Origin of the sequence: Aestuariibius sp. HNIBRBA575, assembly GCF_040932005.1 — a bacterium.
Lineage (GTDB): Bacteria > Pseudomonadota > Alphaproteobacteria > Rhodobacterales > Rhodobacteraceae > CANLNM01.
On sequence record NZ_CP162414.1, the window covers coordinates 2,576,209 to 2,599,125 of the forward strand.

At 55.5% G+C, this 22,917-nt stretch carries 23 protein-coding genes; 10 read left to right on the top strand and 13 right to left on the bottom strand.

Going from position 1 to position 22,917, the window contains the following annotated elements:
* Positions 1 to 146: 146 nt before the first annotated feature.
* Entirely contained in the window at positions 147 to 677 is a 531-nt protein-coding gene (locus tag AB1F12_RS12985; RefSeq protein WP_368184794.1) for an NADPH-dependent FMN reductase, read from the top strand.
* Positions 678 to 736: 59 nt separating this feature from the next.
* Here the strand turns inward: AB1F12_RS12985 and AB1F12_RS12990 are convergent, their stop codons facing one another.
* Positions 737 to 1,732: an asparaginase gene (locus AB1F12_RS12990; protein ID WP_368184795.1), complete on the bottom strand. Its 996-nt coding sequence runs from the start codon at positions 1,730 to 1,732 to the stop codon at positions 737 to 739.
* Between the two features lie 182 nt (positions 1,733 to 1,914).
* On the opposite strand from AB1F12_RS12990, the gene AB1F12_RS12995 reads away from it, so the two are divergent.
* The 3 genes from AB1F12_RS12995 (at position 1,915) to AB1F12_RS13005 (ending at position 4,022) form a co-directional block, all read left to right on the top strand.
* A complete protein-coding gene (locus AB1F12_RS12995) occupies positions 1,915 to 2,451 on the top strand; it encodes an invasion associated locus B family protein (RefSeq protein ID WP_368184796.1) in 537 nt (178 codons plus the stop codon).
* A gap of 133 nt (positions 2,452 to 2,584) precedes the next feature.
* Positions 2,585 to 3,769, top strand: coding sequence for a 23S rRNA (adenine(2503)-C(2))-methyltransferase RlmN (rlmN, locus tag AB1F12_RS13000; protein WP_368184797.1), 1,185 nt, complete (start codon positions 2,585 to 2,587; stop codon positions 3,767 to 3,769).
* 64 nt (positions 3,770 to 3,833) lie between these two features.
* Complete coding sequence (locus AB1F12_RS13005) at positions 3,834 to 4,022, top strand: hypothetical protein (protein ID WP_368184798.1); 189 nt, start codon at positions 3,834 to 3,836, stop codon at positions 4,020 to 4,022.
* 144 nt (positions 4,023 to 4,166) lie between these two features.
* Here the strand turns inward: AB1F12_RS13005 and AB1F12_RS13010 are convergent, their stop codons facing one another.
* Complete coding sequence (locus AB1F12_RS13010; RefSeq protein WP_368184799.1) at positions 4,167 to 5,015, bottom strand: TIGR00730 family Rossman fold protein; 849 nt, start codon at positions 5,013 to 5,015, stop codon at positions 4,167 to 4,169.
* Between the two features lie 198 nt (positions 5,016 to 5,213).
* Between AB1F12_RS13010 and dapD the strand changes: the two genes are divergently transcribed.
* Positions 5,214 to 6,041 carry a 2,3,4,5-tetrahydropyridine-2,6-dicarboxylate N-succinyltransferase gene (gene dapD, locus AB1F12_RS13015; RefSeq protein ID WP_368184800.1) on the top strand — a complete coding sequence of 276 codons (828 nt, stop codon included), beginning with the start codon at positions 5,214 to 5,216 and terminating at the stop codon, positions 6,039 to 6,041.
* Positions 6,042 to 6,110: 69 nt separating this feature from the next.
* On the opposite strand, the gene AB1F12_RS13020 is transcribed toward dapD, so the two are convergent.
* Positions 6,111 to 7,211 carry a transporter substrate-binding domain-containing protein gene (locus tag AB1F12_RS13020; RefSeq protein ID WP_368184801.1) on the bottom strand — a complete coding sequence of 367 codons (1,101 nt, stop codon included), beginning with the start codon at positions 7,209 to 7,211 and terminating at the stop codon, positions 6,111 to 6,113.
* A gap of 131 nt (positions 7,212 to 7,342) precedes the next feature.
* Between AB1F12_RS13020 and AB1F12_RS13025 the strand changes: the two genes are divergently transcribed.
* Positions 7,343 to 7,672 carry a hypothetical protein gene (locus AB1F12_RS13025; protein ID WP_368184802.1) on the top strand — a complete coding sequence of 110 codons (330 nt, stop codon included), beginning with the start codon at positions 7,343 to 7,345 and terminating at the stop codon, positions 7,670 to 7,672.
* A gap of 11 nt (positions 7,673 to 7,683) precedes the next feature.
* On the opposite strand, the gene AB1F12_RS13030 is transcribed toward AB1F12_RS13025, so the two are convergent.
* Positions 7,684 to 8,766 carry a Hint domain-containing protein gene (locus AB1F12_RS13030; RefSeq protein WP_368184803.1) on the bottom strand — a complete coding sequence of 361 codons (1,083 nt, stop codon included), beginning with the start codon at positions 8,764 to 8,766 and terminating at the stop codon, positions 7,684 to 7,686.
* A complete protein-coding gene (locus tag AB1F12_RS13035) occupies positions 8,763 to 10,355 on the bottom strand; it encodes a Hint domain-containing protein (RefSeq protein WP_368184804.1) in 1,593 nt (530 codons plus the stop codon). Before AB1F12_RS13035 ends, AB1F12_RS13030 begins: the two co-directional genes overlap by 4 nt.
* Positions 10,356 to 10,652: 297 nt before the next feature.
* Between AB1F12_RS13035 and dapE the strand changes: the two genes are divergently transcribed.
* The 4 genes from dapE (at position 10,653) to AB1F12_RS13055 (ending at position 15,892) form a co-directional block, all read left to right on the top strand.
* Positions 10,653 to 11,795, top strand: a complete 1,143-nt coding sequence (gene dapE / locus AB1F12_RS13040) for a succinyl-diaminopimelate desuccinylase (RefSeq protein WP_368184805.1) — start codon at positions 10,653 to 10,655, stop codon at positions 11,793 to 11,795.
* Between the two features lie 2 nt (positions 11,796 to 11,797).
* A complete protein-coding gene (locus AB1F12_RS13045; protein WP_368188368.1) occupies positions 11,798 to 12,220 on the top strand; it encodes a GNAT family N-acetyltransferase in 423 nt (140 codons plus the stop codon).
* A 30-nt stretch (positions 12,221 to 12,250) separates the two neighbouring features.
* Entirely contained in the window at positions 12,251 to 14,506 is a 2,256-nt protein-coding gene (rnr, locus tag AB1F12_RS13050) for a ribonuclease R (protein WP_368184806.1), read from the top strand.
* A gap of 96 nt (positions 14,507 to 14,602) precedes the next feature.
* Positions 14,603 to 15,892, top strand: a complete 1,290-nt coding sequence (locus AB1F12_RS13055; protein ID WP_368184807.1) for a lytic murein transglycosylase — start codon at positions 14,603 to 14,605, stop codon at positions 15,890 to 15,892.
* A gap of 4 nt (positions 15,893 to 15,896) precedes the next feature.
* Here the strand turns inward: AB1F12_RS13055 and AB1F12_RS13060 are convergent, their stop codons facing one another.
* From AB1F12_RS13060 to rsfS, 8 genes are all read right to left on the bottom strand, one after another.
* Complete coding sequence (locus tag AB1F12_RS13060) at positions 15,897 to 16,754, bottom strand: class I SAM-dependent methyltransferase (RefSeq protein WP_368184808.1); 858 nt, start codon at positions 16,752 to 16,754, stop codon at positions 15,897 to 15,899.
* A gap of 44 nt (positions 16,755 to 16,798) precedes the next feature.
* A complete protein-coding gene (locus AB1F12_RS13065) occupies positions 16,799 to 17,290 on the bottom strand; it encodes a hypothetical protein (RefSeq protein WP_368184809.1) in 492 nt (163 codons plus the stop codon).
* 48 nt (positions 17,291 to 17,338) lie between these two features.
* Positions 17,339 to 17,830, bottom strand: a complete 492-nt coding sequence (locus AB1F12_RS13070) for an RNA pyrophosphohydrolase (protein ID WP_368184810.1) — start codon at positions 17,828 to 17,830, stop codon at positions 17,339 to 17,341.
* Positions 17,831 to 17,891: 61 nt separating this feature from the next.
* Positions 17,892 to 19,223 carry a S41 family peptidase gene (locus tag AB1F12_RS13075; RefSeq protein WP_368188369.1) on the bottom strand — a complete coding sequence of 444 codons (1,332 nt, stop codon included), beginning with the start codon at positions 19,221 to 19,223 and terminating at the stop codon, positions 17,892 to 17,894.
* Between the two features lie 19 nt (positions 19,224 to 19,242).
* Complete coding sequence (locus AB1F12_RS13080) at positions 19,243 to 20,367, bottom strand: murein hydrolase activator EnvC (RefSeq protein WP_368184811.1); 1,125 nt, start codon at positions 20,365 to 20,367, stop codon at positions 19,243 to 19,245.
* Positions 20,367 to 21,884 (bottom strand): 2,3-bisphosphoglycerate-independent phosphoglycerate mutase, encoded by a 1,518-nt coding sequence (gene gpmI / locus AB1F12_RS13085; RefSeq protein WP_368184812.1) that lies wholly within the window; start codon positions 21,882 to 21,884, stop codon positions 20,367 to 20,369. Before gpmI ends, AB1F12_RS13080 begins: the two co-directional genes overlap by 1 nt.
* 109 nt (positions 21,885 to 21,993) lie before the next feature.
* The gene (gene rlmH, locus AB1F12_RS13090) at positions 21,994 to 22,464 is read right to left on the bottom strand and encodes a 23S rRNA (pseudouridine(1915)-N(3))-methyltransferase RlmH (protein ID WP_368184813.1); all 471 of its coding nucleotides are present in this window, start codon (positions 22,462 to 22,464) and stop codon (positions 21,994 to 21,996) included.
* Between the two features lie 3 nt (positions 22,465 to 22,467).
* Positions 22,468 to 22,881, bottom strand: coding sequence for a ribosome silencing factor (rsfS, locus tag AB1F12_RS13095; protein WP_368188370.1), 414 nt, complete (start codon positions 22,879 to 22,881; stop codon positions 22,468 to 22,470).
* Between the last annotated feature and the right edge of the window lie 36 nt (positions 22,882 to 22,917).

Here is a 22,917-nt window from a genome sequence, read left to right on the forward strand (position 1 = left end):
ATTTTTACAACATTTCTCCACATATATCGACAATTTAACCACTGATGTGCGCATCCGCACATGTAATCTGTGCCTATTCAGACCCAACTTTTGTTGCACCCCCGCCTGAAACCATTAGGTCTGTGTCAACAAATAGGAGAGTTACAATGACACGATTGCTAGGCATTTCCGGATCACTGCGCGCCGCCTCTACCAATTCTTTGTTGGTCAAAGAGGCCGCCAGAATTTTTGATGCGGATCATTTTGACTTCGCCGATCTCAATGTCCCGCTTTATTCAGGGGACATCGAATCCGACATTGGCATCCCCGCCAGCGTTCAGCGATTGGCCGACCAGATCGCAGCCGCTGATGCGGTGATCATCGCGACCCCGGAATATAATAAATCCATATCTGGCGTGCTTAAAAACGCGCTCGATTGGGTCAGCCGGGTGGATGGCAATCCATGGGCCGACAAACCCGTCGCTGTGATGTCGGCAACCGCTGGCCGCAGCGGCGGTGAACGTGCCCAAGACGTGCTACGCCATGCCATGCGTCCGTTTCGCCCCAACCTGATCCCCGGCAACGAAGTGCTGGTGGGCGAGACCAGCAAGCAATTTGACGAAACCGGCACCCTGACAAATGAACGCTATATCAAGGCCGTCACGGGTCTGATGACCGCCCTAAAATCCCAACTGTAACAGCCATTTTTGTTGGCAATAATACTCAAATCCCCACCCGTCATCCGCATGGGTGGGCATTAAATCGTCAGTTCCGCCAACGGTGCGGCCAGCCGCATTTCACCCACTTCGATGCCACGCCAATTGCGCAACGGACCGTGGCTGCGTTTTAGGGCCATTGGGTGATTTTCATCCAACACGCCGATTTTGGACAACAACGCCGCGATTGCGGCTTCGGCGCCGCGGGTGCCACCATCGGTGACCTTGAGCGCGATCCCAAATCCACGGCCCGGCACAATCGCGACAAACACCGCCTCGGCGCCGGTTTTGATCGCCGCCAGCCCATTCATCGCCCGCATCAATTCGGTACAGGCGCGGGTTTCCCCGGCGACCAAATCAGGATGTTTCATCATGGCCGCCGTCAATCGCTGCTGGGCCTCGGCCCGCGCATCGGATCGCTGACCGGCACTGGCAAATTGCGCCATCGCGCGGGCCAATCCAGTGACCGATGTGGCAAAATTAGGGGCAGAACACCCATCGATCCCAAAACCGGGGCTGGTTTCGCCGGTGACGCCTTCAAAGGCATCCCGCACCATTTGCTGAAGCGGGTGATCCACGTCCACATAGTCAGCGCCGCCCCCGATATGTTGGTTCAGCGTCAGAAATCCCGCATGTTTCCCGGAACAATTGTTGTGAATTTGGCACGGTTCCTGATGGGCGCGGATCAGGCCGAATTTGGCGTCTTTGTCGGCGGGGACCTGTGCACCGCATCGCAGATCGGCCTCAGCCAGCCCCAATTCGTTCAACCATGCAGTCACTCGGTCAGTATGGATCGCCGCCCCTTGGTGAGACGCACAAGACAGGGCCAATTGTTCGTCACTGAGCGTGAGACCGCTTTCTACCAACGGCAATGCTTGGATCATTTTGCAAGACGAGCGTGGAAAAATCACCGCATTAGGATCGCCAAGGGACGCAATTACGTCGCCCTTTGCGTCACAGATCACAGCATGACCACGGTGTACGCTTTCTAAAATGCCGCCACGCCACAGTTCGACCAACGTCGTATCACCAGCCATTTCCCGCTCCTCACCTTCAATTCCTTGGATTTCCACCTGTTTGGGGGGTTTCCCCGACCGGCAGATTCCTGCTAAATCTGTGGGTATCGAGTTGAAACGGGTCAATCCAGTCCAAAAAGGTGCCATAGAATGTACCGACTGGGGAGTCGTTGAGAGGCAAGGACAGCTTGGAGGCTGTAAATATGAATTCGAATCTTTTGCGTGGGCTGGGCTTAGCCGCCTGCATGACGTTGGTTGGGTTTAGCGCCCAGGCACAGGACACAACAACAAATCGCGTTGCGACCAATACCGATTGGAGCGTCTTTGAAGAAGACAATCCACGTGAATGCTGGGCCGTTTCCGCGCCCAAGGATTCCAGTCTGGTGGATCGCAACGGCAACCCAACCGAAGGTCGGCGCGGCGAAATCCTGTTGATGGTGTTCAACCGTCCGGGCAGCAATGTCGTCGAACAGGTTGTTTTTACCGGCGGGTATCCATTTGCGGGTGGCTCGACAGTGACGCTCAGCATTGGGGATAGCAACTTTGAGCTTTATACCGATGGTGAATGGGCTTGGCCTGCGACGCCTGATGCGGATGCGCAGATCGTTGCTGCGATGAAACGCGGCGCCAATGCCGTGGCGCGGGGCCGATCCGGTCGTGGCAACCAAACCATCGACAGCTTTTCACTGCTTGGCTTTACGGCCGCAACCGAAGACGCCGCGCGCCGCTGCGCAGGCTAAATCGCCTATCTCACCTTTGCGCGACCTGTTTGCGCAAAGGTCTGTGGCGGATGCAGAACCGCCCCCCTACAAACGTTGCTTTTTGGTCTGTTCCCCCCTATTGGTCCCGTCTTAGCTTTCGGAGTCCTGCCAAATGTCCGCGCCCATTACCCAAGATCTGGTCACCATTCCCCGCAAATTGCCCGAGGGACCGACCAACATTATCGGCCTCACCCGTCCGCAATTGCGCGACGCGTTGATTGCTGTGGGCACCCCGGAAAAGCAGGCCAAAATGCGGGTCAATCAGATCTGGCAATGGCTGTATAATTGGGGGGTGCGCGACTTTGACCTGATGACCAATCTGTCAAAGGCGTTTCGGGTCACATTGGCCGAAAACTTTGTCATTGAACTGCCTGAAATCGTGACAAAAAACGTCAGCACGGATGGCACACGCAAATATCTGGTGCGCATCGCGGGTGGTCACGAAGTAGAGGTGGTTTATATCCCCGAAACCGACCGTGGGACGCTGTGCATTTCGTCTCAGGTTGGATGCACGTTGACCTGTTCGTTTTGCCACACCGGGACACAGAAACTGGTGCGCAATCTGACGGCAGGGGAAATCATCGGTCAGGTGATGCTGGCGCGCGATGATCTGGGCGAATGGCCCGAACCGGGCACACGCACCTATGATTCCCGGCTGCTGTCCAACATCGTTTTGATGGGCATGGGTGAGCCGCTTTATAATTTCGAAAACGTGCGCGATGCGATGAATATCGCCATGGACCCAGAAGGCATCTGCCTGTCGCGGCGGCGCATCACCCTATCCACATCCGGTGTGGTGCCTGAAATTGCGCGCACCGCGACCGAAATCGGCTGTTTGCTGGCGGTGTCATTCCACGCCACAACCGACCCGGTGCGTGATAAATTGGTACCGATCAATAAACGCTGGAACATCGAAGAATTAATGCAGTCGCTGGCCGCCTATCCCAAGGCGTCGAATTCTGAACGCATCACGTTTGAATATGTGATGCTGGACGGGGTCAACGATACGGACGAAGACGCCAAACGTTTGGTTTCATTGATCAAACAATACAACATCCCGGCCAAGATCAACTTAATCCCATTTAACGAATGGCCCGGTGCGCCGTATAAACGCAGCTCAAACAATCGCATTCGCGCATTCGCGGATATCGTGTTCAAAGCGGGCTATTCATCGCCCGTGCGCAAACCCCGCGGAGAAGACATCATGGCCGCGTGTGGTCAGTTGAAATCCGCCACGGAACGCGCCCGCAAAAGCCGCAAACAGATCGAAGCCGAAGCAGGCATGAAACCCGAATAAACACGGCTAACGCGTATTAACCGTAATTTTAGAGGTCTGCGCGATAAACAGGGGCATGGAAAACATGACCCTAGAGATCACGCTTTCTTCGCCCATGGAACAGGCCCTGCGCCTGGCGGCTTGGGATGATGAAACCTCCGTTAGTGCCATTATGCAGGTGGCATTAGAGAGGGAATTGCGTCGTCGAAGCGAACGCAAAAAGGCAATGCGCCGAAATCGCATTGCTGCGCGCCTGCCTGAATTGGCGGGCTAAAACGAGGCTGAGGGACAAAGTCCCTTGTTGCTCGGGACCAGTAGGTCAATTGCTGCGGCCGGGGGTAAAACCACCGGCCGCGCGCCATTTTGGGGTTGGTCCAACCGAATGCCAAATGACCCAACAGACAGCGTGACGCTGCGGTCAGCGCCCCGGTATGGTCCCGCGTTTTTCGCCAGCGCCCACCCAATTGTCCAACGCATCGACCGCTTCTTGGGCAGAATCAACAAACCGGAACAGGTCCAGATCATCCGCGGAAATTGTGCCGGCATCCGACAGCGCGTCCCAATTGATGATCTTTTGCCAGAAATCGCGGCCAAACAGCAAAAACGGTACTTTTTCCATGCGGCCGGTTTGGATCAGGGTCAATGCTTCGAACAATTCATCCAAGGTGCCAAAGCCACCGGGGAACACACAGATCGCTTTTGCGCGCATCAGGAAATGCATTTTGCGAATGGCAAAATAGTGGAAATTGAAACACAAATCCGGCGTCACGTATTCGTTGGGGGCCTGTTCGAACGGCAGCACGATGTTCAGACCGATCGATGCCCCGCCGGCATCAATTGCGCCGCGATTTCCGGCTTCCATCACGCCGGGGCCGCCGCCGGTGACGATCACATCCTCTGCGCCGTTGGTTTCCATCGACCGTTTGGTCATGATTTCCGCAAAATGGCGGGCCTCTTCGTAAAACTTTGAAAGATCAGCCAAAGTTTTGGTGCGCGCCGTGTCTGCCTTGGATGGTTCGGGGATGCGCGCGCCGCCAAACATCACAATGGTTGAGTTGATCCCAGCCTCGTCCATGGCCATTTCTGGCTTTAGCAATTCCAGCTGCAACCGCACCGGACGCAATTCATCGCGGCACATGAAATCAGGGTCAGCAAAGGCCAACCGATAGGTCGGCGCTTCGGTTTGCGGCGTCGACGGAATATGTTCGGCCGCTTCGCGATCTTCGTGGCTGTCGCGGAATGGATGGCGGCGATTGTCGTCTTTCATGTGTAAAACCCTTATGGTTACAAACCTGTATCTGCCCCGTCATTGCGGGATTTAACCCCACGCTACCGTGCAAAGCGACGGGGATAAACGTCTTTTCGTTGGGGTCACGTCGGTTTGACAGATCAATAGGACGGATTGCTGATTGAGCCGAGCGTCAGGCTTCGCTATAGCCCGTGCAACCACAACCCGGAGTTTCCAATGTCAAATGCTCAGCTTGAATCCGCCATCGAAGCCGCCTGGGAGGCCCGTGACACCATCACGCCCGCCACAACAGGCGAAACCCGCGAAGCCATCGAGGACACGCTGAATGCGTTGGATTCTGGCACATTGCGCGTTGCAGAACGTCAGGATGACGGCAATTGGCACGTGAACCAATGGGCCAAAAAGGCGGTCCTGTTGGGGTTCCGGATCAAAGATATGGAACAACAATCTGGCGGTCCCCAAGGCGGCGGCTGGTGGGACAAAGTGGACAGCAAATTTGCCGGCTGGGGTGAAAACCAGTGGAAATCTGCCGGTTTCCGCGCTGTTCCAAATGCAATTGTGCGCAAATCGGCCTTTATTGCGCCGGGCGTTGTGTTGATGCCTTCTTTTGTGAACCTTGGCGCGCATGTGGACGAAGGCACCATGGTTGACACATGGGCGACCGTCGGCAGCTGTGCCCAAATCGGTAAAAACGTTCACCTGTCTGGTGGCGTGGGCATTGGCGGCGTATTGGAACCCATGCAGGCCGGGCCAACCATTATCGAAGACAATTGTTTCATCGGCGCGCGGTCCGAAGTCGTCGAAGGTTGCATCGTGCGCGAAGGCGCAGTTTTGGGCATGGGCGTCTATATCGGCCAATCCACCAAGATCGTCGATCGCGAAACCGGCGAAGTGATGTATGGCGAAGTGCCGCCCTATTCGGTGGTTGTGTCCGGGTCCATGCCCAGTAAAAACGGCATCAACCTGTATTGCGCCGTGATCGTCAAACGCGTTGACGCAAAAACCCGGTCCAAAACCGGGATCAACGAATTGCTACGCGATTAATTAAACGATTGGGCGTCTGATTGCATTGGAATCAGGCGCCCTTTTTTTGTCGAAAATATCCGCCCAATATCAATGTTCTGGGCCAAACCAGTTTTCAAAGATCTGGTTATAGCGACCATCCTCTTGGACCGTTAGAACAGCCAGATTGAGGGCTTCGGTCAGATCGTTGCCTTGGGACAATGCGATCCCGTAAAATTCACGTTTAAACACACGTTCGACCAATCTGTCGGTTCCGTCCCCGTGTTTGCGCAAATGATAGGCCAAAATCGGGCCATCAAATACGACCGCTTCTAATTCCTCGTTTTCATAGGCGTCCATCAATGTCTCAAAGGTTGTAAACCCCGCATATTTGATGTCGCGCACATCCAGAAACGATGCAGCGGTTGATCCGCTGGTGGTGCCCACACGGCGATCTTCTAGGTCGTTGATGGAATCGATGGGCCCTGAAATGGCCTGAACCGTCATGGCTGATGTGATTTGAGCCACAAATGCCGACACGATAAACAGCGACGCGGCCACCATGATCACCGCCAAAACGCGCCCCGGCCGGGATCGCGGGATCCGTTCCTCAAAGCCACCGTTGACGATCAGGTTCAACGCCCACCAGAAACTGGGAAACAGCGCGTCTTTCATCGGGCGATCAAAATAGGGCTGACTGCGTCGCTCAAAGCTCCACATGACCATGCCCCCCAAAAACAGAATGGCAAAGGCCACAAGGATCGTAAACGCGATGTCCATGGTGAACACCGCTTTGAACAAACTGGGCGAGCCACCGGAATCGGCGGCGGCCAGAATCTGAAGGCCGCTTTCGAATATCGGTTGGCTAAAATCCATCACCGTTTCGCGTTCAGAGGTGATCGAAATATTGGCCACAGCCCCATCCACACGCCCCTGCTGAACCGCATCAAACATCTGTGCAAAGCTGTCCATAGGTTCAAACTGCACATCTGCGTTCAGCTCTTTGGCGATTTCGCGGATCAAATCGATGCTAAACCCGGTGCGCACCCCGTTGATTTCCATAGAAAAAGGCGGGCGATCCACGGTGGCGAATGTCAGCGTGGAATTCGGGTCAGATTGCGCCAAAACCCCAACCGCACAGACCAACGACGCCCATGCGAACACAATCGCCCCCACGATAGCCCGAAGGCCGCTTTGCAATTTGAATGTCATCCCGTCCCCCGACTCATTGTGTTAGTATACCCATGTGACGGGTCACGCACAGAGTGCAAAGCCATGGCAGACCACATCTGGACCTTAGTGCAGGATTTGTGCCATGAGACAGGTGAAATTGCAGGTGCGCCATGAACAAGAAAATCTCAAAACAGCAGGTTTACACGCTTTTGGTCGAAGTGGGCCGCCACGAAGATGACGGCCTGCCCAAAGGCAGCACCGGGGCCGCGCTGATGTGTTATGCCTCTGGGATCGACGAAGCCGAAGCCGTGCGCGAAACGGTGGCGATCCTGAAACAGGCGGATTTAGCGCCTTTGGATGTGTCAGGGTACGGCACCCTGGCCGAACGCGAAGCCGAAGGGCATGACATTTCCGACGAGGAAAAGGCATTGATGGCGCGAGCTTTGGCCGAAAACAGCGTTGTGGTCGCGCAAATGACCCCGTTTTTCGAAAAAAACTGACCGCGCCGCGGTTAACCGTTTCTCGAATGTGCGACGGTCATGGCTTCGAACCGTTCCAGCAATGCGGTTTCAGATGTAGTGTGTTTTGGCAGAACTTCGCGGGGGACATCGCGCAATATGGAATGGGGCAACAAACCGCCATCCGCCAAAATAGCCGACGCATCCAAACTTTCTAGGGGTGCGCCTTCGGCATCCATGGCGGTTTGGCGATCCAACACCACCTGATAATAGCGCATCACATACATCTGCGGGGCCGGAATGACCGATCGCCCATCGCGCAGATGCGACGCGCAGGCGCTCACCTCTTCTTCGCCAAACAGATATTCCACCTCTGATCCGGTCAATCGTACACGTTGTTCTGGGCCGACAATCACGTGTTTATGCAACCCATGATATGGCGCGCGCATGGTGATGGGGGCAAACCGCCCCCGAGCGATCACATCCACATAGCCCGCCCAACGGATCTGGGCGATGTCCCCATCCGCCGTGTGAACAACCTGCCCGGGACGCAAATCCTGTAGTGCAATATGGCCTTCGGTGGTGGATAGCCGGATCCGGCCATCCATGCTGGGCATCGGCCCGATGGGTTCTATCTGATCAGACACGCCGATCCACGCCACATCAGCCCCCAAAGGCAACGCGTTTGACGGGGAGATCAGCAAATCCACATCGCGCAGCGTCAGCGGGATCGGATTGGCGACATCCGCCTGCCAGATCAGATTGCGATCCGTGTCATGCAAACTTAATGATCCGCGGCGCGCGGGCCCATTCCATGAATAGGTCAGGATCAATCGATGGGCCGGGCTGATCAGATCATTGGGCAACACCGCTTGGCACAGCACATGCCCCTGACGCTGAGCGAAAAACACTTGTCCGTTTTCTTCGAATCCGATGGCCAATTCGCTGACCCACGGCGTCTGCGTCGCAAAACCGGCCAAAATCGTGCGCCCATGACCGCGATCATAGGTGCATTCCATCTGAATGGTGCCACAGGCCAACACCTGATCCGGGTCGTAAGCGGCAACTGGGGTTTGATCCAGCCCTTGCGGGGAAAACACCGCCTCATGTGTGTCGCGCAGCCCGATCCAGGTCATGCAGCGGCCTTTGCCATCAGCAATTCTGCCTCAAACCGGCGCAACGTACGCCGTACCGCTGGCGAATAGCCCTGCCCGGTCATTGGATCCAACTCGGGGAAAATCGTGCAGATTTCTTCGATGATCTCTTGCTCAAACGCTTTGACTGTCTGCGGCCCCGGCAGGAAACTTTCGGTGGGCAATCCTTCGGAAAACACCACCTGATGTTTATCGAACATGATGTGCACATATTCGACGTCGCCGCCTTCGATGCGGCGCACGGATTGGTCATTTACCAAATCGCGAGCGGCGATCAGAATTTCGGGTTCACCAAACAGCAGCTCAGCTTTGTAATCTTCGATCAAAACCCGGTGCAGCGGCGACACCATTAATGTGCGATGCCGGCCAAAGGTGTTTTTTTCAATGCGGATCGGGGCCATTTTGCCCGTGGCCTGCACCTGACGCCGCCCAATCCAGCGCAAAGGCTGCGGTCCGTCATCCTGCGTCATGACCAGATCGCCGATTTGCAGGTCCTCAACTTTGACGTCGCCTTTGGGGGTTAAAACCCGCGTCCCGGTCACAAAACAAGGGATGGTTTCAACGGTGACAAACCCCACATCGGTCTGAATGGGTGTTCCGGATCCATCAAGGGATGCCACTTCGTAGGTGAAACTGGCCGTGTCATGGTCGGAATCCGTGGTGACATTGATGGTGCCATCTGCGTTCAGTTCGATTGTGTGGCCGGATGCCAGCGTAACCGACCCGCCCGGCACAATCGCCTGACCATTGATATGAGTGATGACCAACGACCCCGACGTGTTGTTGTCATCATTGCCCAGAATATCGAGGTTATCTTTGGTGTAATCTTCGCCAATGGTGAAATGGTCATCATGGGCAACCAAAGTGGTCTGCACGGAATCCCCGGCGATCAACAGGTTGGAATCATAGCGGTTATCGGATGTGTCCGCGATCCCGATCCGGATCGAATTGACCTGTCCAGCATTCACCGGAATGGTCAGGGTCATCGTGATCGTAAACCCGTCCATTTCCGTGTTGAAATCGTCTTGGGTGTTGTCAACAAACAGGTTTTCGTTGTTGTTCTGGTTCACACCGGTCACGGATGTGGCGCTGTTTGTCACCGATAATGGCACGTGCTGACCGTTAATCCAGACCCCCACAACGTCGTTGTAAACCGAGTTGGAATATTCGGGATATTCCTCTGAGGCGAAGACAAACTGCATCGTCATCACGTCGCCGGTGGGGATAAAATCCACATCCATATACGACGCATCATAGGTGTTGGTGCCGGCAATCGCGTTGAAATCGGATTGATTATTTGGCCCCGAACTGTTGTAGCCGCGGCTGTTGGATTGGTTGGACGACCCGGATGAGTTGGTGAAATAGCTCGCCGCGCCGGTCGAAAAAATCACACCTGTATCGCCGGGAACGACGCCGGGGGAAATGCTATCGCCGCCGGTATAGATCGCCGATGAATAGCTCGATCCGGTATAGCTGGCGCCCACAACCGTGACACCATCCCCAAAAATCGTGTTGGCCATCTGCGTGGCCGAAGCGCCCGTATTGTAGTTCAGCTCTGATGCTGCAACCATGTTCGTGCCTATCCCTCAGGGAGGCATGCATATACCGTGCTCCGGCGTCCCGGAAATCTATATGTTGTGGCTTTTTCTGCTCGCCACGGACCATCTTGGGTCTCTTTGATATACGCCCTGCCTCGGGTCATTTATTACCAAAAGGTTAACGCGAAAAAACCTTCGTTAAGAATGATTAATGCCACTTTTCTGTTTTGTTGGCCTTGATGTGTTACCAACGCGCCACAGCCCCAAAACCGGCAGCGTGATTGCAAACGCCCCCCTTTGACGATAGCCATTTGCCCAAAGGAGCCCGCCATGACAATCGACCCCGTCCAATTGACCGCAGACCTGATCCGTTGCCCATCAGTAACCCCAAAAGAAGGCGGCGCATTGCGTTTATTGGCGGATATATTGGGCGATGCAGGGTTTGAATGCACCCGCGTGGACCGCAACGGCACCCCAAATCTGTTTGCGCGTTGGGGCAATCGTGGGGCCAATAAATCGTTTGGATTCAATGGACACACAGATGTGGTCCCCGTCGGGGACGAAGCCGCCTGGAGCGTCCCCCCCTTTGGCGCGATCATGAAAGACGGCTATTTATACGGACGCGGCGCAACCGATATGAAATCTGGCGTGGCCGCATTTGCCGCAGCTGCCATCGATTTTGTCACCCAAACCCCGCCCGATGGCGCCGTGATCATGACCATCACCGGCGACGAAGAAGGCCCCGCAACCGATGGCACCACGGCCCTGTTGGATTGGATGGCCCAAAACAACGAAGCCATGACCGATTGTCTGGTCGGCGAACCCACCTGCCCCAATGAAATGGGCGAAATGATGAAGGTCGGACGCCGCGGCTCGATGACGGCTTGGTTCACCGCGCGTGGTGTTCAGGGCCATGCCGCCTATCCGCATCGCGCCAAAAACCCGGTCCCGGCCATGGCGCGCTTGATCGACACGCTGGCCAGTCACCAGATTGATCAGGGCACCGACCACTTTGATCCATCAACATTGGCGGTGGTCACGTTTGACACGGGCAATGCCGCCACCAATGTCATCCCCGCTGAATGCACCGCTGCGGTGAATATCCGGTTCACGGACCTGCATTCCGGCGACAGCCTGACCCAGTGGTTGCAGACACAAATGGACGATGTGGCCCACGCCTTTGACATGGATTTCAGCATGAATGTTAAGGTGTCCGGCGAAAGCTTCTTAACCCCTCCGGGGTCATTGTCCGATCTGGTTGCCCGCGCGGTCACCGCCGAAACAGGGGTCACACCAGAATTGTCCACATCCGGCGGCACATCTGACGCCCGGTTTGTCAAAAACCATTGTCCTGTCGTGGAATTTGGGTTGGTCGGCAAAACGATGCATGCGGTGGATGAACGGGTTAAGGTTGACCAGATCAATCAGCTAAAATCAGTCTACTCTCGGATTTTAAAGGACTATTTCGCGTGACGCTGACGATCGAATTGACCGATAACCTTGCTGGATGTCACGCCGTTCGCCGCGCCGTGTTCATCAACGAGCAAAACGTATCAGAAGCCGAAGAGCTGGACGATTTGGACGCGCAGGCCCTGCATATTCTGGCCACCAAGGATGGAACCCCCGTGGGCACAGCCCGGCTGCTGATCCATGACGCCTATGGAAAAATCGGGCGTGTGGCTGTCACCAAAGACATGCGCGGCACCGGATTGGGTGCCAAAATCATGCAGGTTGTTCTGGATGTTTTACGTGCCCAAGACGGCGTGACCCATGCCAAACTGGACGCACAAATCTCTGCGCTCAAATTCTACGAAAAGCTGGGCTTTATCGCGCAGGGGCCCGAATTTATGGATGCCAATATTCCGCACCGTTTGATGGTCATGCCACTTTCGTCATGACGCCGTCGCGTTGGCGTGCTAGTTGGGGATATGAACAGAATTCCGTCTAAGGACGAAATCCTACAATGGATTTCCGATAACCCCACCCTGACTGCAAAACGTGACATCGCCAAAGCTTTTGGCATCAAAGGTGCGCAGCGGATCGATCTGAAACGCGTTCTCAAAGAGTTGGAGGCCGAGGGCCACCTGCAAAAACGCCACAAGACCTATCGCGATCCGGAAAAGCTGCCTCCGGTTTCGGTGCTGCAAATCATCGGGCCCGATGGGGATGGTGACCTGTTCGCCAAACCGCTGGAATGGCATGGCGAAGGTGTGGAACCGCGCATTTTGTTTGTCCCACGCGCCAGCGATCCTGCACTGGGCGCAGGGGATCGCATCCTTGGGCGACTGACCGAAGTCAAAGAAGACGACCACCAATACACGGCGCGTTTGATCCGCAAAATTGGCAGTAACCCGCTCAAAGTTTTGGGAATTTTCCGCAAACAATCCGAAGGCGGGCGCATCCTGCCCATCGACAAAGGCGCGGATAAACAATGGCTTGTGGCTGCAGGCGCGGATCACGGGGCCAAAGACGGTGAACTGGTCGAAGCAGAACAGGCCGGCCCCAAAGGCCGCCTTGGCCTGCCCAAAGCGCGGATCATTGCACGGCTGGGCGATCCGACCCAACCCCGCGCCGTATCGCTGATCGCCATTCATCAACACGGCATTCCCGATCAATTCCCCGATCAGGTCATTGCCGAAGCCGACGCCAAGAAGCCCGCGGGCCTAAAAGGCCGCACTGACCTGCGTGAACTGCCATTGATCACCATTGATCCATGGGATGCGCGCGATCACGACGATGCCTGTTTTGTGCAGGCCGATGACGATCCGCAAAACGCGGATGGGTTCATCCTTTGGGTCGCGATTGCGGATGTCGCCCACTACGTCACCCCCGGTTCTGAATTGGATCGAGAAGCGAAAAAACGCGGTAATTCCAGCTACTTCCCTGATCGTGTGGTGCCAATGTTGCCGGATCGATTGTCCGGGGATTTGTGTTCCTTGCACGAAGGCGTCCCCCGTGCCTGTCTGGCGGTGCGGATGAAAATCGATGCCTCTGGCAACAAAATCAGCCACGAATTTGTCCGCGGATTGATGAAATCCCCGGCCTCGCTGAACTACGAAGAAGTGCAGGCCGCCATGGACGGCGCGCCAAATGACAAAGTTGCGCCGCTGCTGGACGATGTGATTCGCCCCCTTTACGCCTGCTACGAAGCGTTGCGCAAAGCGCGGTCGGTCCGCCAACCGTTGGAACTGGACCTGCCCGAACGCAAAATCACGCTCAACGACGAAGGCGAAGTGACCAGTGTCGATTTCCGCGACCGGCTGGATGCGCATCGCTTGATCGAAGAGTTCATGGTGCTTGCCAATGTCGCGGCCGCCGAAACATTGATCGCCAAGAAATCCCCGCTTTTGTTCCGCGTCCACGAAGAGCCAAACCCGCAGAAATTAGAAGCGTTGCGCGAAACGGCCCAATCCGCCGGCATGGTGCTGGCCAAAGGGCAGGTGTTGAAAACCGCGCATTTGAACCATCTATTGAGCCAGGCCGCCGATACAGATCACGACACGCTGATCAACATGGCCACGCTGCGATCCATGACACAGGCCTATTACAGCCCTGAAAACTTTGGGCATTTTGGGCTGGCCTTGCGCAACTACGCGCATTTCACATCGCCCATTCGGCGCTACTCTGACCTGATCGTGCATCGCGCGCTTGTGTCTTCGCATGGCTTTGGCAAAGACGGTCTCGATCCCCATGAAATCGAACGTCTGCAAGATACCGCACAGCATATTTCGGACACGGAACGCCGGTCGATGATGGCTGAACGCGACACAACCGACCGCTATTTGGCGGCGTTTATGTCCGACCGCGTTGGGCTCGAACTTAAGGGACGGATCAGTGGCATTGCCAATTTTGGCGTGTTTGTCCGGCTGGACGAAACAGGCGCAGACGGGATGCTGCCGATGCGCAATCTGGGGCGTGAGTTTTTCCATTATGATGCGGAAACGCAGACCCTGATGGGATCTGATTCAGGTATTCAAATTGGGATCGGACAAAAGGTCACCGTCAAGCTGATTGAGGCCGCTCCGGTTACCGGTGGCTTACTTTTGGATTTGGTTGATCTGGATGGCAAAACCCTGCCCAAAGGACCGCCACATCGATCCGGAAAACCACCCCGCCGCAAACAAGGAAGCGCCCGTAAAAAGGCCACCAAAACGCAGCGCAAGGTCAAACGCACCCGGAAATAATCCGCCGAGTACTGGGCGCGATTGATCTGCGGTCTTGCCCGATGGTCTGACAAGGTTAATCTACGGTTACGTATCTTAACAGTGTCAGGTCTTTTCATGCGGTTATCGGTTCTTGCGCTTTGTGTTTTTGTTGCCCCTTGTGTTGTGCAGGCCACCCCTGCGCCTGTGCCTGCGGCCATTGACTTGCCCTTAGCGACGTTGCCGATGCATCTTGGGCAGAACAACAATCACAACGAGGCGCAAATCGTGCAGGCCCAATATACAGACCACGTTCGGTTTAATCGCTGGATTTCAAGTTTTCGCCGACGGGCTTTGGGCCAAGGGATCAGCGCGCGCACATTTGATCAGGCGTTTCGTGGCATTGATTACAATTCTGACGTCATTGAACGCGATCGAAATCAGTCCGAATTCGTTAAACCGATTTGGGAATATCTGGATACGGCCGTGTCTGATTCCCGCATCCGCAATGGCCGCCAGGCATTGCGCCAAAACCGCCGTTTGCTGGACCAAATCGAAGCGCGATACGGCGTCGACAAAGAAATCGTTGTGGCGGTTTGGGGGTTGGAAAGCGCCTATGGAGCCGTGCGTGGCGATACCCATATTATCGAAGCGCTTGCGACACTGGCCTATGATGGTCGGCGCGGGTCCTTTTTTGAAAGTCAGCTGATTGCAGCGCTCAAAATTCTGCAAAACGGAGACACAACCCCGGCGAACATGCGCGGCTCTTGGGCAGGCGCAATGGGACATACCCAATTTATTCCAACGTCTTATCTGGCATATGCCGTGGATTGGACCGGGGATGGGCGGCGTGATATTTGGGATGACGATCCAGCAGATGCGCTGGCCTCGACAGCGGCCTATCTGTCGCGGTTTGGATGGGTGCCCAACCAACCTTGGGGGGTTGAGGTGCAACTGCCCGACGGGTTTGACTATACCCTGGCCAACCGCAGCAACCGTCGTATGCCCAGCCAATGGGCACAGATCGGCATCACCGGAATGGATGGGCGCCCCGTGCCGGATCATGGGACGGCATCAATCCTGTTGCCCGCTGGTTCTGATGGTGTCGCGATGATGATCTTTAAGAATTTCAGTGTCATTGAGCGGTATAACACAGCCGATGCCTATGTGATCGGTGTGGGCCATCTGGCCGATCGGATTGGCGGGGCGGATGACTTTCAATCTGGCTGGCCTCGTGGGGATCGTGGGCTGCGATCTGCGGAACGGATTGAGCTGCAGCAATTGCTGACCAATGCCGGGTTTAGCACCCAGGGTGTGGACGGAAAAATTGGCCCAAACACGATCAACGCCATCCGCAGATATCAACAAGCCAACGGGCTAACGCCTGACGGTTACGCGTCGCTTCGGTTGCTGGAACGGTTGCGATAAGGCGTTAACCTTTGGGCCGCAATTTCATCATCAGATAGATATTGTAGGTCGAAAACATTTCGCGATTGCGTTCACTTTCCATCAAACGCTGCCCCAGACGGCGGCGTTTGCGTTCGTTCATCAGCATCGCAATGACCCGATGAAACACCCAACGCAATCCGGGTTTTTTGGCCTGCAATTCTTCGTCCACACGGCTAAGCCCATGGCCAATCAAATTGAAAAAACCCTGTTCAATCTCAACAGAAGGCGCGGCGGACTGGGTGATGTCCTCTTCGCTGATGACATCAATTGGCAAATTGGCCAGCGTTTCACGAAACAGGTTGATCCGATGACCACCGCCAACTTTGGGTTTGTCTTTGTCGACGACGAACCCCTCTGGACGAAAGCAGTCAGCAAGGATGATTTCACCATCTTCGGCCAACAATTTCAGGCACTTAGATAATCCCTGATCCAATGGAATATATTGATAGGATTCCGAAAACATACAGATGTCGAACTTGGCTTCGCTCTGAAAATCTTCGAATTTCATGTGATGTACGATGGCCTCGGGCGCGTTTTCGCGACATCGCTGCGCCAGAAATTCAGAGGGAATGACAATTTCGACCTGATGGCCCAACGCGCAAAGCTTGCGTGCCGTTTCACCAGCACCGCCACCAATATCCAGAATCCGGCAGGGGCGATCTGGCAACAGCTCAAACAGCTTATCGGTATAGGCAACCTGAGCCGCGCCCGCATTGGCGGCGTTCACCTCTAACCCGTCCCACAGCCCGTAATGCAGATTTTCCGCCCCGGTCAGCCATTTGGCAAAAACCAACCCCACATCCAGGCCAACAGCCTGACTATCAATACGTTTTTTTCCCATGGGGATTTGGTAGCGGCTTTCACGTGTTTGTGAAAGTAAGATTTTTATTGATCCGGAGAACAGGGCCCACCCTGCATACATGTCACGATTTTTTCGAGCGTTTCACGCGACGGATCATAGTAAAAGGTCCCGCCACATTCATTTAAGTTGAGTTGCCATGACCCATCAGGTTCTTGGTGAACAAAGGCCAAAACTCGGCGGTCTGGTATAATCGCGCCACACCAGATCGATAAGCAACTCGGTTGCAAAATAACCTGCTGAGTCACAGGGGTCACGAACCCATTACGTGACAGGATCAAGCCCTGAAACTGAGCCGGAATGCGGACAGCAGCTTGTTCTGGCCCATGTTCCCGATCCGGCAAAAGCTGTTTATTAAAATCAAACTGCCCCAACAGGACACTGTAATTCTGGCTGGAATTCGCAGCAATCTGAAATGTTTGCACAGGATCAGAGACGATACAAGAAAGTGCCACCGCGGGCCCTGCAAGCACCACATTTAGCGACAAAATAAACGCAAGCAAAACACGCAGAAACATTGGCGACCTCATCTAACTGACAACGCCAAACTACCAGATGTGCACCTGTTATGCGATATCAATCCGATCGCCAAAGGCCGCAAGCACCTGCTGATACACTTCGCGTTTAAACGGCACGATGTTGTCGATCAAATCTGATGCAGGCAGCCAGCGCCAATTGGTAAATTCGGGATGTTCAGTCTGAATGTTCACCTGCGCATCCGCCCCGTGAAACCGCATCAGCACCCATTTCTGTTTTTGCCCGCGAAACTGGCCTTTCCAGATTTTCGGGACAATCTCATGGGGCAGATCATAGGCAAACCAATCGCTGGTTTCAGCCTCAACCGTGACCAGATCAGCCACGACACCGGTTTCTTCCCACAATTCACGCAATGCGGCAGTTTGGGCGTCTTCGCCGGGATCGATCCCGCCTTGGGGCATTTGCCACGCGTCCTGATCGCGATCATTGCGCTGCCCGACAAACACATGCCCCTGGGCGTTGATCAACATCACCCCAACACAAGGACGATAAGGAAGGGCGGCAATCTGTTCGGGGGTCATGGGGATGTCCGGATTTAAAATAGTGTGGATATGGGGGCGCAATCCACGCCCCCATATTGGATTACTGAGAGCCCAGAGCGGACAAACCGGTCAGGATATCAATGGCATAAGCCAGTTGATAATCTTGCTCACGCAGGGCGGCTGCCTCTTCTGCGCGGGCGCGATCGACCTCGATCTGGCGAATTTCGTCTTCGGTCAGGCTGTCATTGTTCAGGGACCCGCGCAAATCCGCCTCGGACCGGAAAACAAAGCCTTCTTCCTCGGCTTCGGCATCCTCATCCCGCGGGCGTGGCTGTTCGACAAAGATATCGGGCGAAATACCCAGCGATTGGATCGACCGCCCAGAAGGTGTGTAATACCGCGCAGTGGTCAAACGCATCGCGCCATTTCCACGCAGCGGCATCACTGTCTGAACCGACCCTTTGCCAAAGCTTTCTGTGCCAACCACAATCGCACGACGATGATCCTGCAAGGCACCGGCGACGATTTCGGATGCCGAAGCGGAGCCGCCATTGATCAACACAACCAATGGCTTACCCTCAGCCAGATCGCCTTCTCGGGCGTTGTAACGTTCGCCATCTGTGACAGAACGCCCCCGGGTCGACACGATTTCACCAGCGTTCAAAAAGGCATCCGACACCAGAATGGCCTGGTTCAGCAAACCGCCCGGATTGTTGCGCAGATCGACCACAAACCCGGTGACATTGTCGATCCCACCGGCTGCTTCGACCTGTTCTGCCAATCCTTCGGCCAGATTGGGATAGGTTTGATCGTTAAACGTGTTGATCCGCAGCACGACCACTTCGCCTTCGGTGCGCGCGCGCACTGCGGTCAATTTGATTGTGTCGCGGATGATGGACACTTCGAACGGTTCGGTTTCGCCTTCGCGCACGATGGTGATGATGATTTCAGACCCAACCGGCCCGCGCATCATTTCAACCGCATCATCCAGCGTCAGGCCTAGCAATGTTTCGCCATCCACCGCCGTGATAAAGTCGCCGGACATCACGCCAGCCGCATCCGCTGGGGTGCCGCTCATGGGGGAGACAACTTTGACAAAGCCCTCTTCTTGGGTGACTTCGATCCCAAGTCCGCCAAATTCACCACGGGTCTGCACACGCATATCGGCCGCATCGTCAGGCGACAGATAACTGGAATGCGGATCAAGCGAGCTGAGCATGCCGTCAATCGCGGCCTCGATCAGGTCAGCTTCGTCCACTTCTTCGACATATTGGCTGCGGATGCGTTCAAAGATGTCGCCGAACATATCCAGCTGTTCATAGACGTTCACATTCCGGTCGGCCTCTTGGGCAATCAGAGGGCCCGCAATTTGAGTTGTGACAACCAGCCCAAGCAGCGATCCACCCAAGGCGGCCATGGCAAATTTCTTCATGTTCTCTCCATCCAGCAGATCACCCCGGCGCAAACCAATCGGCCGGGTCAACAGGGGCATCCCCGTCTCTGACTTCAATATAAAGCGTTTCCGAGCGAGATGCGCCAGCACCCGACACACTTTCGGTCAAAATCTCTTGTGCTGCGGGCGTCTCTCCGCCCATCAAGCCTATTGGCGCTCCCTGTTCCAGCACTTGTCCCGCTTCTCCAAACACTTCTTGAAGACCGGCAATCACAAATAGCAGATCAGGGGCAGGTTCCAGAATGACAACATTGCCATAATCCAGCAAGGGGCCACGATACCGCAGGGTCGCCGCACTGGGCGCGGTCACCAAAACACGTGGGCGCGTGGCGACAACAATGCCGGGGCGCACGATGCCAGCCGCGTCAGGTTCATTGAACCGGCGCAATACCTGACCCGGGGCGGGCAACGACAACTGGCCTTTGGCTTCGCGGGCATTGGGGGCGGTGATGTTCAGATCCTGATCAATTGTCGTCGCCAAACCGCTGGCAAAGGCCGACAATGTTTCAGTGCTGGCGATCAACAGCGCCGTGGCCACCGCATCTTCGGTAAACCGGCGCGGTAATTCTGTGCGTTCAGATATGGCGTTGCTCAACAAGGTGCGGGCCGATTGTGCGCCTTGCAACCCCTGTTGAAGCGTCTCTGCGGCCCCGTCCTGCAATGCGCGCAATTCACGGATTTCTTGCATTTGGGCACGCAATTCTTCGACTTGCGATTGCAGGGCGGGTGTCACTTCGGACAGCATCATGCCGGATCGCGCCGTCCCCACCGGTCCGGTTGGATGCAGCAATAGCAACGGTGCCGGGGCCCGTTCCATGGTTTGCAGCACCCCCAACAGACGCGCAACCTCATCGCTTTTGGCGTTCAATTCCGCGCTCAGCGTGCGTTCGCGAATGGCGGCCCGCCGCAATCCTTCTCGAAACGACGCAAGCCCTTCTTCGTAGGCTTGTACGGTCAGGGTCAACGCCGCAACCTGATCACGTGCACCGTCGGCCTGTCCCAGTGCAATTGACGCGGCTTCTAACCGATCCGCAGCGGCCTGCGCTGTCGCGGCCGTGTCGCTGGATTGGGCAAATCCGCCCCCAGCGCACAGGATCAAAATGGCCGCAATCAGGTGTTTCATTACTTGATCAAGCTTTTCCCGGTCATTTCGGCAGGTTGATCCAGCCCCATTAGTTCCAGCAATGTTGGTGCCAGATCCGCCAAGCGACCATCCCGCAGCGTCGCGCCATCCGGCCCCCCAAACAGCGCAACAGGAACCGGGTTAATCGTGTGCGCCGTATGCGGACCGCCGGTTTCAGGATCAATCATCAATTCGCAATTGCCGTGATCCGCCGTGACAATCATCGCACCGCCAGCTTTTTCCAAGGCATCCAGAACCTTTGACAGCCCCTGATCCACGGCTTCGCAGGCCTTGATCGCGGCGTCAATATCCCCGGTATGTCCAACCATATCTGGGTTCGCGAAATTGGTCACAATCAGATCATAGCCCTTTTCAATGGCCCCCACAAACGCGTCCGTTACTTCGCCTGCGGACATTTCTGGCTGCAAATCATAGGTCGCCACTTTGGGGGATTTCGGCATAAACCGATCTTCGCCCTGTTCTGGTATCTCTTTGCCACCATTTAAGAAAAATGTAACATGCGGATATTTTTCCGTTTCTGCCAACCGGAATTGCGTCAGCCCCTTTTGCGCCACCCAAGCGCCCAACGTGTTCACGATATTGCGTTTCGGAAAAACCGTATCAAACCACGCATTATGTGCATCCGAATATTGAACCATTCCCAAAGTGGCGGCCAGTTTTGGCTGCGCGTCGCGGGCGAAACCGTCAAAATCCGGATCCGCAATCGCCGCCAAAATCTCACGCGCGCGATCGGCGCGGAAATTCAAACAAAACAGCCCATCCGCAGGCGCAAACCCAGCATATCCCTCAATCACAGTGGCCGGGATAAATTCGTCACTGACATCTGCGGCATAGGCGTTTGATATAACTTGCTCAGGGGCGACAGCCACAGGCCCCGTGCCATACACCATCACATCATAGGCCGTTTTCACCCGATCCCAGCGATTGTCCCGATCCAGCGCCCAGTATCGGCCAATGACACTGCCGATTGTGGCGTTTTTCGGCATACGTGACTGTAATTCGGGCAAAAACGCATCCGCAGAGCGAGGGGCAACATCGCGCCCGTCGGTGATCGCATGGATCACAACAGGCACCCCTGCCGCCGTGATCGCATCCGCCGCCGCAACAATGTGATTGATATGCCCATGCACGCCGCCATCCGACACAACGCCCATCAGATGGGCTGTGCCGCCGCTGGCCTTTAGTTTCTCGACAAAGGCAACCAGCGCGTCCGTCTTGGCGAAACTGCCATCCTCGATCGATAGGTCAATCTGACCCAGATCCATCGCAACCACGCGCCCGGCCCCAATATTGGTATGGCCCACTTCGGAATTGCCCATTTGCCCACGCGGCAAACCGACATCGGGACCATGGGTGATCAATTCGGCATTTGGGCAGGTTTTCATGATCCGATCAAACGCCGGAGTGGACGCCAAAACCGGTGCATTTCCAACGGGATCGCTACGTTTCCCCCACCCATCCAGGATACAAAGAACAACGGGTTTAGGAATGGTCATGACAGCTCTCCAAATTGGTCACCGACCTTCTACCTCAGCCCCGCACAGAGGGGAATACTTTGGATTTTTTGTCGGCAAAAATACTTGAAATCCGCCGTTTCGACGCCTGTCACACCCGATGATAGGGCGATCCTGCCAGAATAGACGCGCCGCGATACAATTGTTCACAGAGCATCACCCGCGCTAGCATATGCGGCCAGACCATTTTTCCGAAACTCAACGACGCATCTGCCTTGGCACGCAGGTTTGGGTCAATACCGTCCGCACCGCCAATCACAAAGGACACGTTTCCGCGCCCTTGATCCCGCCACCCGGCCAGCATTTGCGCGAAATCAGGCGATGTCATCAATTTACCGCGTTCATCCAAGGTGCAGATCAATGCGTTTTGCCCAATTGCCTTTTCCAACAACGGGGCTTCGGCACGCATGCCACCGCCTTTTTTGTCCTCAACCTCAAACAATTCGGCCGGGCCAAGCCCTAAGGCCCGCCCGGTTCGATCAAACCGTTTCAGGTAATCATCAATCAAGTCACGCTCGGGGCCGGATCTAAGCCGACCCACCGCGCAAATCCGAACCCGCATGGGTTAGGAAATCTTGGGTCGCGCCTGCTCGGCGACGTCAGCGGCCGGCATCCACATTTTTTCCAGCTGGTAGAATTCGCGAACCTCTGGACGGAAAATGTGAACAATCACGTCGCCCGTATCAATCAGCACCCAATCGCCGGTTTCCTTGCCTTCCAGCTTGGAATAGACGCCCAGATCCGTTTTGATCTGATCGGTCAACTTTTCGGCCAATGCGGTCACCTGACGCGTGGACCGACCAGAGGCAATCACCATCCAGTCACCCATTTCAGAGCGCCCGCGCAGATCGATCTGCACCACATCTTCGGCCTTGTTTTCATTAAGTGACGCAAGGATAGCAGCCAAAAGTGCATCACTTGCTGTTCTGTCAGACCCGGCCATCAAAGGCCCCTCTGACTTGGCAGGTTCACCCGCCATATGCATCGCAGACAGTTCATTGTCCTCCTGATACGC

Bases quoted from the DNA above. Each gene is read 5' to 3' on its own strand.
- AB1F12_RS12985 (WP_368184794.1), top strand. From the start codon at position 147: ATGACACGATTGCTAGGCATTTCCGGATCACTGCGCGCCGCCTCTACC.
- AB1F12_RS12990 (WP_368184795.1), bottom strand. From the start codon at position 1,732: ATGGCTGGTGATACGACGTTGGTCGAACTGTGGCGTGGCGGCATTTTA.
- AB1F12_RS12995 (WP_368184796.1), top strand. From the start codon at position 1,915: ATGAATTCGAATCTTTTGCGTGGGCTGGGCTTAGCCGCCTGCATGACG.
- rlmN (WP_368184797.1), top strand. From the start codon at position 2,585: ATGTCCGCGCCCATTACCCAAGATCTGGTCACCATTCCCCGCAAATTG.
- AB1F12_RS13005 (WP_368184798.1), top strand. From the start codon at position 3,834: ATGACCCTAGAGATCACGCTTTCTTCGCCCATGGAACAGGCCCTGCGC.
- AB1F12_RS13010 (WP_368184799.1), bottom strand. From the start codon at position 5,015: ATGAAAGACGACAATCGCCGCCATCCATTCCGCGACAGCCACGAAGAT.
- dapD (WP_368184800.1), top strand. From the start codon at position 5,214: ATGTCAAATGCTCAGCTTGAATCCGCCATCGAAGCCGCCTGGGAGGCC.
- AB1F12_RS13020 (WP_368184801.1), bottom strand. From the start codon at position 7,211: ATGACATTCAAATTGCAAAGCGGCCTTCGGGCTATCGTGGGGGCGATT.
- AB1F12_RS13025 (WP_368184802.1), top strand. From the start codon at position 7,343: ATGAACAAGAAAATCTCAAAACAGCAGGTTTACACGCTTTTGGTCGAA.
- AB1F12_RS13030 (WP_368184803.1), bottom strand. From the start codon at position 8,766: ATGACCTGGATCGGGCTGCGCGACACACATGAGGCGGTGTTTTCCCCG.
- AB1F12_RS13035 (WP_368184804.1), bottom strand. From the start codon at position 10,355: ATGGTTGCAGCATCAGAGCTGAACTACAATACGGGCGCTTCGGCCACG.
- dapE (WP_368184805.1), top strand. From the start codon at position 10,653: ATGACAATCGACCCCGTCCAATTGACCGCAGACCTGATCCGTTGCCCA.
- rnr (WP_368184806.1), top strand. From the start codon at position 12,251: ATGAACAGAATTCCGTCTAAGGACGAAATCCTACAATGGATTTCCGAT.
- AB1F12_RS13055 (WP_368184807.1), top strand. From the start codon at position 14,603: ATGCGGTTATCGGTTCTTGCGCTTTGTGTTTTTGTTGCCCCTTGTGTT.
- AB1F12_RS13060 (WP_368184808.1), bottom strand. From the start codon at position 16,754: ATGGGAAAAAAACGTATTGATAGTCAGGCTGTTGGCCTGGATGTGGGG.
- AB1F12_RS13065 (WP_368184809.1), bottom strand. From the start codon at position 17,290: ATGTTTCTGCGTGTTTTGCTTGCGTTTATTTTGTCGCTAAATGTGGTG.
- AB1F12_RS13070 (WP_368184810.1), bottom strand. From the start codon at position 17,830: ATGACCCCCGAACAGATTGCCGCCCTTCCTTATCGTCCTTGTGTTGGG.
- AB1F12_RS13075 (WP_368188369.1), bottom strand. From the start codon at position 19,223: ATGAAGAAATTTGCCATGGCCGCCTTGGGTGGATCGCTGCTTGGGCTG.
- AB1F12_RS13080 (WP_368184811.1), bottom strand. From the start codon at position 20,367: ATGAAACACCTGATTGCGGCCATTTTGATCCTGTGCGCTGGGGGCGGA.
- gpmI (WP_368184812.1), bottom strand. From the start codon at position 21,884: ATGACCATTCCTAAACCCGTTGTTCTTTGTATCCTGGATGGGTGGGGG.
- rlmH (WP_368184813.1), bottom strand. From the start codon at position 22,464: ATGCGGGTTCGGATTTGCGCGGTGGGTCGGCTTAGATCCGGCCCCGAG.
- rsfS (WP_368188370.1), bottom strand. From the start codon at position 22,881: ATGGCGGGTGAACCTGCCAAGTCAGAGGGGCCTTTGATGGCCGGGTCT.